General features: G+C 72.5%; 12 protein-coding genes. 8 read left to right on the top strand and 4 right to left on the bottom strand.

What is annotated here, in order from left to right; genetic code table 11:
• Positions 1-78 precede the first annotated feature (78 nt).
• Positions 79-1,950: an AI-2E family transporter gene (locus CKY28_RS13665; protein WP_095998917.1), complete on the top strand. Its 1,872-nt coding sequence runs from the start codon at positions 79-81 to the stop codon at positions 1,948-1,950.
• The gene (locus CKY28_RS13670) at positions 1,947-3,206 is read left to right on the top strand and encodes a YihY/virulence factor BrkB family protein (RefSeq protein WP_095998918.1); all 1,260 of its coding nucleotides are present in this window, start codon (positions 1,947-1,949) and stop codon (positions 3,204-3,206) included. Before CKY28_RS13665 ends, CKY28_RS13670 begins: the two co-directional genes overlap by 4 nt.
• Here the strand turns inward: CKY28_RS13670 and mscL are convergent.
• Positions 3,160-3,624 (bottom strand): large conductance mechanosensitive channel protein MscL, encoded by a 465-nt coding sequence (gene mscL, locus CKY28_RS13675; RefSeq protein ID WP_095998919.1) that lies wholly within the window; start codon positions 3,622-3,624, stop codon positions 3,160-3,162. The two genes, CKY28_RS13670 and mscL, sit on opposite strands and share 47 nt — an antisense overlap.
• A 68-nt stretch (positions 3,625-3,692) precedes the next feature.
• Between mscL and CKY28_RS13680 the strand changes: the two genes are divergently transcribed.
• Genes CKY28_RS13680 through CKY28_RS13695 form a run of 4 tightly spaced genes read left to right on the top strand, consistent with a single transcriptional unit; the run spans position 3,693 to position 6,308 of the window.
• Entirely contained in the window at positions 3,693-4,274 is a 582-nt protein-coding gene (locus tag CKY28_RS13680) for a LemA family protein (RefSeq protein ID WP_095998920.1), read from the top strand.
• A complete protein-coding gene (locus CKY28_RS13685; RefSeq protein ID WP_095998921.1) occupies positions 4,271-5,137 on the top strand; it encodes a TPM domain-containing protein in 867 nt (288 codons plus the stop codon). Before CKY28_RS13680 ends, CKY28_RS13685 begins: the two co-directional genes overlap by 4 nt.
• Complete coding sequence (locus CKY28_RS13690; protein ID WP_095998922.1) at positions 5,137-5,805, top strand: TPM domain-containing protein; 669 nt, start codon at positions 5,137-5,139, stop codon at positions 5,803-5,805. Before CKY28_RS13685 ends, CKY28_RS13690 begins: the two co-directional genes overlap by 1 nt.
• On the top strand, positions 5,802-6,308 hold the full coding sequence (locus tag CKY28_RS13695; protein WP_095998923.1) for an NUDIX hydrolase: 507 nt from the start codon (positions 5,802-5,804) through the stop codon (positions 6,306-6,308). Before CKY28_RS13690 ends, CKY28_RS13695 begins: the two co-directional genes overlap by 4 nt.
• Here CKY28_RS13695 and CKY28_RS13700 read toward each other — a convergent pair.
• Entirely contained in the window at positions 6,301-6,591 is a 291-nt protein-coding gene (locus CKY28_RS13700; protein ID WP_095998924.1) for an NADH dehydrogenase ubiquinone Fe-S protein 4, read from the bottom strand. The genes CKY28_RS13695 and CKY28_RS13700 overlap by 8 nt on opposite strands.
• Before the next feature lie 10 nt (positions 6,592-6,601).
• Positions 6,602-9,142, bottom strand: a complete 2,541-nt coding sequence (gene hrpB / locus CKY28_RS13705) for an ATP-dependent helicase HrpB (protein WP_095998925.1) — start codon at positions 9,140-9,142, stop codon at positions 6,602-6,604.
• Positions 9,143-9,281: 139 nt separating this feature from the next.
• Here hrpB and CKY28_RS13710 point away from each other — a divergent pair, with 139 nt between their 5' ends.
• Complete coding sequence (locus CKY28_RS13710; protein ID WP_095998926.1) at positions 9,282-11,558, top strand: MHYT domain-containing protein; 2,277 nt, start codon at positions 9,282-9,284, stop codon at positions 11,556-11,558.
• A 68-nt stretch (positions 11,559-11,626) separates the two neighbouring features.
• Positions 11,627-12,562 (top strand): cation diffusion facilitator family transporter, encoded by a 936-nt coding sequence (locus CKY28_RS13715; protein WP_095998927.1) that lies wholly within the window; start codon positions 11,627-11,629, stop codon positions 12,560-12,562.
• Between the two features lie 52 nt (positions 12,563-12,614).
• Here CKY28_RS13715 and CKY28_RS13720 read toward each other — a convergent pair whose 3' ends face one another.
• A complete protein-coding gene (locus CKY28_RS13720) occupies positions 12,615-13,046 on the bottom strand; it encodes a hypothetical protein (RefSeq protein WP_095998928.1) in 432 nt (143 codons plus the stop codon).
• Positions 13,047-13,086 lie beyond the last annotated feature (40 nt).

Below are 13,086 nucleotides of genomic sequence, written 5' to 3' on the forward strand. Positions count from 1 at the left end.
CTGAGCCGCGGGCACGAAACGGGGAAACCCGCGTTATCCCGCATCATCGGCCAGCCTGGCCGGGGTGAACAGGGGTATATGCTTTTGGGCGCGCAGCAGGAGCCGGTCCGGCGCGGGTCGGCCCCGCCCTTTGGACCGACGGAGGTGCAGCCCGCGCACGTGCCCGGGCTGACGGGGCTGCTCGGCCTCGCGGTCGGGGTGGTCGTCGTCGCCGGCCTTTATTTCGGGCGCGACGTGCTCATCCCGATCACGCTCGCGATCCTGCTCTCCTTCGTGCTGTCGCCGATCGTCCACGCGCTGCGCCGCCTGCGCGTGCCCCGCGGCCCCGCCGTGTTCGCCACCGTCCTCCTCGCGCTCGGTCTCCTGGGTGCGATCGGGACTTTGGTCGGCACGCAGGTCGCCAGCCTCGCCGACGACGCGCCCGGCTACGCCCGCACCATCGAGAGTAAGCTGGCCGGCGCGCGCGACTACGCCACCAGCCGCCTGGCCGTATTCACGCGCGACACGGAGAAGCGTGCCGAACCCGGCCGTCCCGACGCCGACGCGCCCGTCACCGACGCCATCGCCGGCCAGGTGCGCGAGCCGATCCCCGTCCGCGTCATCGGCGACGAGCCCAACGCCCTGAAGGTCGCGGGCGACGTGCTCGCCCCCGTGCTCCACCCGTTCGAGACGTTCGTCATCGTGCTGGTGGTCGCGATCTTCATCCTGATGCAGCAGGACGACCTCCGGAACCGCATGATCCGGCTGTTCGGATCGTCCGACCTGCACCGCACCACCATCGCCATCGACGATGCGACCAGCCGCCTGTCGCGCTACTTCCTGTCGCAGCTGGCGGTGAACACCGCCTTCGGCGTCGTCGTCGGCGTCGGCCTCTGGCTCATCGGCCTGCCCGTGCCCGCGGTCTGGGGCATCCTGGCGGGCGTGCTCCGCTTCGTGCCCTATATCGGCGCGATCCTCGGCGCGGTGCTGCCCATCGCGGTCGCGGCCGGCGTCGATCCCGGCTGGACCATGGTGCTCTGGGTCGTCGCGCTGTTCGTCGTGACGGAGCCGATCGTCGGCTACGTCATCGAGCCTCTGCTCTACGGCCACTCGACCGGGCTGTCGCCGCTCTCGGTCATCGTAGCGGCGGTGTTCTGGACGTGGATCTGGGGACCGATCGGGCTCATCCTTTCCATGCCGCTCACCCTCTGCCTCGTCGTGCTCGGCCGCCACGTGCCGCAGCTGGAGTTCCTGGACGTGCTGCTCGGCGACCGGCCCGCGCTGTCGCCCGTCGAGAGCTTCTACCAGCGCATGCTCGCCGACGACCCGGAGGAGGCGCTGGACCAGGCGGAGGCGATCGTCGGCGAGCGCGGCCTGACCGCCTATTACGACGAGGTCGCGCTTCAGGGGCTCAAGCTCGCCGCCGCCGACGCCAGGCGCGGCGTCGTCGACCGCAGTCGCGCCTACCAGATCGTCGACGCTATGCTCGCCGTCGTCCACGACCTGGACGAACATGCGCCGGAAGAGCCGGAGATCGCCGATCCGGACTGGGCCGAGCCGGGGGCGGTCACCTGCATCGCCGGCCGCGGCGTGCTCGACGACGCGGTCACCGCCATGGTCGAGCAGCTGCTCCGCCACCGCGGCTTCGGCGTCCGCCGCATCACCCACGCCGAGGTCGGCCGCGACCGCATCGGCCGGCTCGACCTCTCGGGCGCCAAGCTCATCTGCCTGAGCTATCTCGAGCTCGGCGGCACGCCCGGCCATTTGCGCTACCTCGTCCGCCGCCTCCGCCGCGCCGCGCCCCACGTGCGGATTATGGTCGGCCTGTGGCCCGAGGGCGAAGCCGCGCTCACCGACCGGCAGATCCAGCAGGCGCTCGGCGCCGACCTCTATGTCGGCTCGCTCGCCGGCGCGGTCGAGGCCGCGCTCGCGCTCGCCGCCCAACCCGTTTCCGAAAGGGAGATCGCATGACCGACAGCAAGAGCGGCGGGGGGCAGGGCCGAGACGCGCCCAGCCCTTGGAAGATGCCCGCCGGCGGCTGGTGGGCCGCGCTCAAGCGCACGCAGAAGGAGATGGGCGACGACAATGTCGGCCTGATCGCGGCGGGCACCGCCTTTTACGCCTTCGCGTCGATCATCCCCGTGCTGGGCGCGGTGGTGCTCAGCTACGGCCTGTTCGCCAGCCAGGAGCGGGTGGTGGCCGACATCGAGTCGCTGTTCGCCAGCCTGCCGCGCGAGGCCGCGTCCGTGATCCAGGACCAGCTGCTGACGGTGGTCAGGACCGAGGGCGGCAAGCAGGGGATCGGCCTCGTCGTCGCGCTGGCGCTCGCGCTCTACGGCGGCACCAAGGCCGCGAGCGCGATCGTGACCGCGCTCAACATCGCGTACGAGCAGAAGGAGACGCGCGGGATCGTCAAGCTTTACCTGCTCTACTTCGCGATCGTGATCGGGGCGGTGGTGCTGGTGCTGGGCGCGATCGCATCGACGACGGTGCTGGCGTTCCTCGACAGCCTGCTTCCCAATCTCGGCGGTGCAGGCAAGTTCGTCATCCGGCTGCTCAGCTACGCGCTGATCGCCGCGCTGGCGGTGACGGCAGGCGCGTGCCTTTACCGCTACGGCCCGAACCGCGAGAACGCGAAATGGGCATGGCTGACGCCCGGCTCGGCGATCGCGACCCTGCTTTGGCTGGTCGGCACGGCGCTGTTCGGCCTCTACGTGTCGAACTTCGCCAACTACGGCGCGACCTACGGCTCGCTCTCCGCGGTCATCGTGCTCCTCACCTGGCTATGGCTGTCGGCGTACGTTTACCTGTTCGGCGCGGAGCTGAACTCGGAGCTGGAGCGCCAGACCCAGCGCGACACCACCACGGGCGCGGAGAAGCCGATGGGCGCACGCGGCGCGACCGCGGCGGATACGGTGGCCGAAGGTGATGAGGCCGGCGAGGAACGCCGCGACGGCTCCGCCCGGCCTGCACGCGCTCGCCAGGCATCCGGCGGCGTCGGCGTCGTACCCGCCGCCATCGGCCTGCGCACCGCCGGCCGCGTCACCGGCCACAAGCCCGGCCTCGCGCCCACGCTGCTCACCGCGGTGGGCCTCTCGCGCCTGGGCCGCGGCGGCAACGCGGTCGGCGCGGCGCTGGTCGCCGCCGGCGCCGCGCTCGCCTGGCTCGGGCGCGACAAGCCTAAGCCGAAGGCGAGGAAGGAGGCCGTCCCCGCAGTTCGTCCCTGATCTCGCGGAGCAGCGCCACCTCCGTCGGCTCGGGCGCGGGCACTTGGGCCGACTTCTCCTTCTCCCGCTCGAACACCGACACCATCCGGTTCACGGTCCTGACCAGCATGAAGATGATGAAGGCGACGATGAGGAAGTTGACCGCTTGAGTGATGAACGCGCCATAGCCGAGCAGCGGCACGCCCGCCTTCTTGAGCGCGGCATAGTCGGTCGAGCCCGCCAAGTTCGCCGGCACGGGGCCGAGCGCCACGAAGTAGCTGGAGAAGTCGAGCCCGCCGAGCAGCCGGCCGATGACCGGCATGATCACGTCCTCGGTCAGCGAGGTGACGATGCGCCCGAACGCCGCGCCGATGATCACCGCCACCGCCAGGTCGAGCACGTTGCCCCGCGCGATGAACGCCCTGAACTCCTTCAGCATCTTCGCTCCCTCTCGCCGTTGAGACCGGGGCGCTTTATACCACATCCGTTACGACCAGGAGCATACGCATGAACCGTGCTTTCGCCCCAGTAGCCGCAGCCGTGATGCTGGCGGGATGCGGCATCAACAGCGTGCCCACCGCGGAGGAGAACGCCAAGGCGCGCTGGGCCGACGTCCAGGCCGCCTATCAGCGCCGCGCCGACCTGATCGGCAACCTCGTGTCGACCGTCAGCGCGTCCGCGCGCGCGGAGAACGAGACGCTGACCAGGGTGGCCGAGGCGCGCGCCCGCGCGACCCAGGTGCAGGTCTCGCCCGACCAGCTCACCGACGCCAACCGCGTCCAGCAGTTCGCCGCCGCGCAGGGCGCGCTGGCGCTCGCCTTCCGGCCCGTCCAGGAAGCCTATCCGGAGCTCCGCAGCCAGGCCAATTTCTCGACGCTGCTCCAGCAGCTGGAGAGCACCGAGAACCGCATCAACATCGCGGTGCGCGACTATAACGAGGCGGTGCGCGAGTATAACACGCGCATCCGCACCTTCCCCGACGCCATCGGCGCGCGCGTCATCCACGGCGCCAAGCCGATGACGCCGTTCCAAGCGGTGACGCCCGGCGCCGACCGCGCTCCGCAGATCGGCTCCGGCAAGTTCGAGTGACCGCTCGGGCCGTTACCCTGCTGATCCTCTTGCTCGTCGCGGGAGCGGCGCGGGCGCAGTCGTTCCCGGAGTTTACCGGCCGCGTGGTGGACGGGGCGAACGTCATCCCGGCCGCGACGGAAGCGGACCTCACCGCCAAGCTCGAGGCGCTCCAGCGCGAGACGAAGCGGCAGCTGGTGGTGGCGACCGTGCCCGATCTGCAGGGCTACGACATACGCGACTTCGGCTATCGCATGGGCCGCGACTGGGGCGTGGGCCTGCGCGACGTGAACAACGGCGCGATCCTCCTGGTCGCACCCAACGAACGCAAGGTCTCGATCGAGGTAGGCACCGGTCTGGAGGGCATCGTCACCGACGCGCTGTCGGCGACGATCATCAACGAGCGGATCGTGCCGCGCTTCAAGGCGGGCGACCTGCCCGGCGGCATCGTCGCGGGCGCGGACGCGTTGGCGCAGCAACTGCGCGCCGCGCCGGAGGAGGCGCAGGCGCGCACCGACACGGCCGCGCGCGAGTTCGACGAAACGCACCGCCGCCGCGTGGGCACGGCCGGCGGCGGGCAGGGCGTGCCGGGATCGCTGATCTTCTGGGGCCTGATCTTCCTGTTCGTCGTGCTGCCGCTCATGCGCCGGCGGCGCGGACGCTGGGGCGGCAGGCACTATCGTGGGGCGAGCGACCCGACGCTGCCGATCGTGCTCTGGTCGGTCGCGAACGAGCTCGGCCGTTCGCGCGGCGGTGGCGGCGTCGGCTGGGGCGGAGGCGGATCGTCGGGCGGCGGCGGGTGGACCGGCGGCTGGACGGACAGCGGCTTCTCCGGCGGGGGAGGCGGGTCGTTCAGCGGCGGCGGCGCCTCGGGTAGCTGGTGATGCGCTTCTCCCAGGCCGACCGAGACGCCGTCATCGCCGCCGTGGCCGCGGCCGAGGCGCGCACCGACGGGGAAATCGTGACCGTAGTGGCGGCACGGTCGGACGCGTACCACGACGTGGCGCTGCACTGGGCGGTGCTGGCGACGCTCGGAATGCTGGCGGCGCTCGCGGCGTTCCCCTGGATCGCCGAGCGGATCTACGGCCTCCTCGACCCCTGGACGGTGCAGACGCCCTTGGGCGGGCTGTTCACCGTTGCGCTGGTGCTCGCCGCGGCGACCTTCCTGCTCGCGCGCCTGATCCTCGCGCCCATGCCCGTCCGCATCGCGCTCACCCCCGGCCGCACGGAGGCGCGGCGCGTGCGCCGGCGCGCGGTGGAGCTGTTCCGCGCCGCCGTGGAGCGACGAACGAAGGTCAGAACGGGCGTGCTCCTCTACCTCTCGCTCGCCGAGCACCGGGCGGAGATCGTCGCCGACGAGGCGATCCACGCCAAGGTCGCGCCCGAGCTCTGGGGCGAGGCGATGGCGGTGCTGCTGGAGCGCACGCGCGCCGGACGGCCGGGCGAGGGCATCGCCGCCGCCGTGGAGCGGATCGGCGCGGTGTTGGCCGAGCATTTCCCGCGAGGGCAGGGTGACACCAACGAGCTGTCCGACCGTTTGGTGGAGCTATGATCGAACGCGTTTGGGAAGGTCGCTACATCGCGGTCGAGAAGCAGGGAAACTGGGAATACGCGGTCCGCAACCGCGGGATCGAGGCGGCGGTAATCGTTGCGGTGGATGACGGCCACCTGCTCCTCGTCGAGCAGTTCCGCGTGCCCATCGGCAAGCCGAGCCTGGAACTTCCCGCCGGCCTGATCGGCGACGAGGAGGAGGGCGAAGAGCTGGAGGTCGCCGCCGCCCGCGAGCTGGAGGAGGAGACCGGCTACCGCCCCGAGCGCATCGAGCGGTTGGGCGTGTTCCACTCCTCGCCCGGCATGACGTCGGAGGCGTTCACGCTGGTGCGCGCGTCGGGGCTGACCAGGACGGGCGAGGGCGGCGGCGCGGAGGGTGAGGGGATCACCGTCCACCGCGTGCCGCTCGCGGAGCTGCCGGCCTTCGTGGAGGCGCGCCGCGCGGCGGGCTGCGCGGTCGACGCCAAGATGCTGCTGGTACTGGCGGGCTCGCTGCTTACCTGAAATTGTCGGCGTAGCTCTGCAGCTGCAGGCGGCGCGGCGGTTCGGGGACGATCTCGAACTTCAGTCCCTGGCGCTCGCAATAGGCGACCGCCTCCTCGCACGACTTGAAGATCAGCCGGACCTGATCGGCGCGCGCGTCGCCGCCGCCGCCGGCCCAGCCGGTGAGCGGGTCGGGGGTGAGCGGCTTCTCGCGGTCGAAGATGAGCTGCCACTGCTTGACGCGGCCGGCGCCGTGTTCGGCCCCGATCTGCGGGCGGACGGAGATGAGCGCGGTTGCGGACATGGGCGCTCCCTTAACGCGTAGCGGCGGCGCGTGCATCCGCCTTTTTGGTGCGGAGCGTGGCTGACGCAGATGCTGGATCCTCGGGCCAGGGGTGCTTCGGATAGCGCCCGCGCATCTCCTTCGCGACCGCGGCCCAGCTCCCCGCCCAGAAGCCGGGCAGGTCGCGCGTCGTCTGGATCGGGCGGCCCGCGGGCGAGGTGAGCGAGAGCACGAGCGGCACGCGCCCGGAGCCCACGACGGGGTGCGTCGCGAGCCCGAACAGCGCCTGCGGCCGGAGCTCGACGCGCGGGCCGCCCTCGGCGAGCCAGTCGATCGCGTGGTGCGACCCGGCGGGCGACACGAACTCGGCGGGCGCGAGGCTGTCGAGGCGGCGCAGCTCGTCGTAGCCGAGCAGCGTGCGGAGCGCGTCGGCGAGCGCGCCCGGCGCGATCTGGTCGAGGCGTCGCTTGCCCGCGAGCAACGGCGGGAGCCACTCGTCGAGCCGGGCGAGGAGCGCCTCGTCGTCCAGCCCGACGCCGGCATAGGTGGCGCGCGTGCGCAGCTCGTGCGCGGCGGGCGGCCAGGGAAGGAGGTGGAGGCCGTGCGTGCGCACGCCTTCGAGCAAGGCGGCGGCGACCTCGCCCGGGTCGGCCTGCGCGTCGGGCCCGCCCGCCAGCCGGATCGCGCCGAGGCGCCGCTCGCGCGTGGCCTGGACGGCGCCGGTGGCGGGATCGAAGCCGAGCGTGCGGCGGGTCTCGATCCGGTCGGCGAACAGCGCCTCGACGGCGGCCCCGTCGATCGCGGCGGCGGACAGGATGCGCGCGCCCGCGGCCGTCCCCTGCGTCTCGGCGACGGCGAGCCAGTCGCTGCGGGCGAGCGGGGAGGCGGGGTCGAGCCGGAACCCGCGGCCGCCGACGCTGGCCCAGCTCTCGCCGGACGCGTCGCGGCGACGCGACACGCGGTCGGGATAGGCGAGGGCGAGGCAGGCGGCAACGTCCTGACTCCCTCTCCCCTCCGGGGAGAGGGTTGGGGAGAGGGGCAGTGTGCTGCCGTTCGACACTGCCCCTCTCCCGACCTCGCTACGCTCGGCCACCCTCTCCCCAGAGGGGAGAGGGAGAAGGCGCGCCCAACGCTCCGCCAGCTTGCGCGCGGCCTGCGCCTTGGGGCCGCGGTCGCTTCGCCAGCGGCGCAGGCGCAGCTCCAGGTCGGCGTCGTTGCCGCCCAGCCCGCGCTCGCCGAGCAGCACGGCGACCTCCGCGGCGGTGCGCCCGAGCCCCATCTCCCCCGCGCGCAGCAGCATGTGCGCGAGTCGCGGCGGCATGGGCAACCCGGCGACGGCGCGGCCGTGCGGCGTCGGGCGGCCGTCCTCGTCCAGCGCTCCGAGCGACAGAAGGCGGCTGCGCGCCTCAGCGACCGCGGCGACGGGCGGCGGGTCGAGCCAGAGCAGGTCGCGCGGGTCGGGCACGCCCCAAATCGCCGTCGCGAGCGTCAGCGCGGACAGGTCCGCCTCCAATATCTCCGGCGGGTCGAAACGCGGCAAGCCCGCGGTCGCGGCCTCCTCCCACAGGCGATAGGCGACGCCTGGGCCCTGACGTGCGGCGCGGCCGGCGCGCTGGGTGACGGCGGCCTGGCTCGCGCGCTCGGTGACGAGCCGTGTCAGCCCCGCGGCGCGGTCGTAGCGCGGGCGGCGCGCGAGCCCCGAGTCGACTACCACACGCACGCCGTCGAGCGTCAGGCTCGTCTCCGCAATCGACGTGGCGAGCACGAGCTTGCGCCGCCCGTTCGGGTCAGGCTGGATCGCGGCGCGTTGCGCGCCCGGCTCCAGGCCGCCGTGGAGGCGGTGCAGCACCACATCGTCGGGGAGCCCGCCCGCGAGGCGCTCGGCGGTACGCTCGATTTCCGCGACGCCGGGCAGGAAAGCGAGCACGCCGCCGTCGGTTTCGGCGAGCGCGCGGCGAATCGCGCCCGCCATCGCGTCCTCGATCCGCGCCTCCGCGGCGCGGCCGACATGGCGCAGCTCGAGCGGGTGGCTCCGCCCCTCGCTCTCGACCACCGGCGCGTCACCCATCAGCGCCGAGAAGCGCGCGCCGTCAAGCGTCGCCGACATGGCGACGAGCCGCAGGTCGGGGCGCAGGCCCGCCTGCGCGTCGAGCGCCAAGGCCAGCCCGAAGTCGCCGTCCAGGCTGCGCTCGTGCACCTCGTCGAACAGCACCGCTGAGACGCCCGCGAGCTCGGGATCGGCCTGGATGCGGTTAGCGAATATGCCTTCGGTCACCACCGTCACGCGCGTCGCCGCCGACCGCTTGCTGTCGAGCCGCGTCGCATAGCCGAAGGTGCGACCGACCGGCTCGCCCGCGAGCCCCGCCATCCGCTCCGCCGCCGCGCGTGCGGCGAGGCGTCGCGGCGATAGGAGCAGGATCTCGCCACCGCACCAGGGTTCACCGAGCAGCGCCGGCGCGACCGCCGTCGTCTTGCCCGCGCCCGGCGGCGCGACGAGCACGGCGTTGGACCGCTCGCGCAAGGTGGCGAGCAGGTCCGGCAGGACGGCGTGGATGGGAAGCGCGGGCGTCATCGGAAGGCCGGCGGAGATAGGGGGCCCGGTCGCGCCGGGCAAATTCGGACTGGAAGTCGCGCGCCGTTCGGCGCAAAATCGTGTCCGCTCTTTGGTTTAGCGTAGCCGAGCACGGCGAGGGCGTAAGGGGGAGGGGTCGATGACGATCGCGGGAACGCACGACGGCACGCTCGTCGCGATGTCGATCGCGATCGCCATGTTCGCCTCCTACACCGCGCTCGACCTGGCGGGTCGGATCAGGGCGTCGACCGGCTGGATCCGCAGGCTCTGGCTCTCCACCGCCGCCGTCGCGATGGGCGGCGGCATTTGGGCCATGCACTTCGTCGCGATGCTCGCCCACAGCATGCCCGGCATGGAGGTCGGCTACGACGTCGGGCTCACCATGCTGTCGCTGCTCCTGGCGATCCTGGTCACCGGCGTGGCGTTCGCGGTCATGAACCGGTCGGAGGCGTCGGGCCGGCGGCTCGCGGCGGCCGGCCTGTTCATGGGGCTGGGCGTCGTCGTGATGCACTACATGGGCATGGCGGCCATGCGAATGACCGCCGACCTGAGCTACGACCGGCTCTGGATCGGCATCTCCGTGCTCATCGCGATCGGCGCCGCCACGACCGCGCTCTGGCTCGCGTCGCGCAACAGCCGTCAGATCGAGAGGGCGGCCGCGGCGCTGGTCATGGGCGTCGCCATCGCCGGGATGCACTTCGCCGGCATGAGGGCGGCGATGTTCACCGGCCATAGCGGCGCGATGGAGGACGGGATGGCCAGCGTGGGGCAGACCGCGCTGGCGCTGGCCGTGTTCGCCGCGACGTTCCTGATCCTGTTCCTCTCGCTCGTGGCCGCGATGTTCGACCGCCGCTTCGCGTCGCTCGCGCAGCGCGAGGCCGACGCGCTCCGGAAAAGCGAGGAGCGGTTCCGCTCCCTCTACCGCGGAACGCCGCTCCCGCTGCACGCCTTCGATCAGGAGGGTCGGATCGAGCAGGTCAGCAATACCTGGCTCGAGCTGATGGGCTATGCGCGCGAGGAGGTGGTCGGCCGGCCCTTGATCAATTTTCTGACCGAGGAGTCTGCGCGACGCTTCAGGCAGCAGGACTGGCCGGAGCTGATCGCCAAGGACGTGCTGGACCCGCGCGAGTACCGCGCGGTGACCAAGGCCGGCGCGTTCCTGGACGTGGTCTCGGCCGCCCGCGTCGAGCGCGACGACGAGGGCGCGTTCATCCATGTGCTGGGCGGGCTCACCGACGTGACCGAGCGCAAGCGCGCGGAGGAGGCGCTTCGCCAGGCCCAGAAAATCGAGGCGATCGGCCAGCTGACCGGCGGCGTGGCGCACGACTTCAACAATCTCCTGGCGGTGGTGGTCGGCAACCTCGACCTGCTCCGGCGGCGGCTTCCCGACGATCCGCGCACGCGCCGGCTGGTCGAGAGCGCGCTGGAGGGCGCGCAGCGCGGCGCGGCGCTCACGCAGCGGCTGCTCGCCTTCGCGCGGCGCCAGGACCTGCGGCCCGAGGCGGTGGACGTCGCGCAACTCGTCGGGGGAATGGCCGACCTGCTGCAGCGCTCGATCGGGCCGATGGTGCGCGTGGAGACTCGCTTCCCGCCCGAGCTGCCGCCCGCGCGCGTCGACGCGCACCAACTGGAGATGGCGATCCTCAACCTGGCGGTGAACGCCCGCGACGCCATGCCGGAGGGCGGGCTCCTCGAGATCGGCGCCACCGCGGAGCAGCTGGGCGAGGGGAACGCGGCGGGGCTCCTGCCCGGACCCTATCTGCGTGTCGTGCTGACCGATCACGGCGCGGGCATGGACGAGGCGACGCTCGCGCGCGCGACCGAGCCCTTCTTCACGACCAAGGGCGTGGGCAAGGGGACGGGACTGGGCTTATCGATGGTGCACGGGCTCGCGGCGCAGTCGGGCGGGCGGCTCCTCATCCGGAGCCAGCCGGGCGCGGGCACCACCGTCAGCCTCTACCTGCCCGCCACGATCACACCCCGCGCGTCGGTGGGGCCCACGCCTGCGCTCCTCGCCGACGTGGGCGAACCCCGCCGCGTGCTCGTCGTCGACGACGATCCGCTGGTGCTCGCCAACACGGCCGATTTGCTCGAGGATATGGGCCACTCGGTGCGGCGGGCGTCGTCGGGACCGGACGCGCTCGACCAGCTGGCGCGCGACGCGGAGATCGACCTGGTGGTCACCGACCAGCTCATGCCGGGCATGACGGGCTCGCAGCTCGCGCGCCGCATCCGGACGGCCGCGCCCGAGATCCAGGTCCTGATCGTCAGCGGCTTCGCGGAGCTGGAGGAGAGCGAAGCCGGCAACTACCCGATGCTGCGCAAGCCGTTCGACCGCGAGGCGCTCGCCCAGGCGCTGTTCCGGCTCCGCCATCCGGCGACCGTCGTGCCTTTCCGGCGGGTGGGTTCGGCCTGAGCCGCCGCCTCGACCGCACCCTCGCCCCCGCCGCCCGGATCGGCTAGCCTTCCGCCCCGGAGGACCCCTTGGGCGCGCATCATCACCATGGGCACGGGCATCACGGCCACGGCCACCACGACCATCACCACGGCCCCGCGAGCTACGACCGCGCCTTCGCGGTCGGGATCGGGCTCAACATCGTCTATGTCGTGGCGGAGGCCGCGGCGGGGTTGTGGACGGGGTCGGTCGCGCTGCTCGCGGACGCGGGGCACAACCTGTCGGACGTGCTGGGGCTCGCCGTCGCCTGGGGCGGCGCGGCGCTGGCGCGGAAGCCCGCGACCAAGCGCTTCACCTATGGGCTGAAGAGTTCGACCATCCTGGCGGCGATCGTCAACGGGCTGCTGCTCATGGTGGCACTGGGCGCGATCGTGCTGGAGGCGGCGCGGCGCATCGCCGAGCCTGCGCCGGTTATGGGCCTGACGGTGGCGGCGGTGGCGGCGGTCGGCATCGTGATCAACGGGCTGACCGCGATGCTGTTCGCGCGCGGGCGGCACGGCGACGTCAACATCCGCGGCGCGTTCCTGCACATGGCGGGCGACGCGGCGGTGTCGGCGGGGGTGGTCGTGGCGGGCCTGATCGTGTGGCGCACGGGGGCGGCCTGGATCGACCCGGCGGTCAGCCTCGTCATCGCGGGGCTGATCTTCTGGCAGACGGTGGGGCTGCTGCGCGAGGCGGGCGAGATGGCGCTGCAGGCGGTGCCGCGCGACATCGACTACGACAAGGTGCGCATGTCGCTCCGGACGCTGCCCGGCGTCGAACGGGTCCACGACCTCCACATCTGGCCTATGTCGACGACCGAGCCGGTGCTGACCGCGCACCTCGTCATGCCAGGCGGGCATCCGGGCGACCGGTTCTTGGGCGACGCGCGCGAGATGCTGCACCAGCGGTTCGGGATCGGGCACGCGACGTTGCAGGTGGAGGTCGGCGTGGAGGAGTCGTGCGCGGCGGAGCACGCGTGCTGAGCCGCTTGGCCGTCCCGAAGGGCGCGAGTCGCCGACCCGCGCCCGTCGTCGCTTAGTCGTCCCAGCGATCCCGCCGAAAGTCGCGCCGGTCGTCGCGGCGCTCGCGGAGGAACTCGCGCCGGTCGCGGCGGTATTCGCGGGCGTAGTCGCGATAGTCGTCGCGATACTCGCGCCGGTAGTCGCGGTAGTCGCCGCGCCGCTCGCGCAAGAACTGGCGGTAGCTCAGATCGCCGCGGCGGTAGGCGCGGTAGTCGTCGCGGTAATCGCGGCGGAAGTCCCGGTAGTCGCCCCGACGGTCGCGGCGGAACGCGCGGTCGTCGGCGCGGCGGTCGCGCCGGTAGTCGCGATAGTCGTCGCGCCGGTCGCGGCGGAACTCGCGCCGGTCCTCACGCCATTCGCGCCGATCGTCGTCGAGCACGGCCGCCTGGGCGGGCACGGCGGGAAGGAGGACCGCGGCGAGCGCGGCGAAGAGGATGGTACGCATGACGCTTCTCCTGCTGAACGGGCGCATCATAGCGGAGCCT

It is taken from the genome of Sphingomonas lenta (genome assembly GCF_002288825.1).
GTDB lineage: Bacteria > Pseudomonadota > Alphaproteobacteria > Sphingomonadales > Sphingomonadaceae > Sphingomonas > Sphingomonas lenta.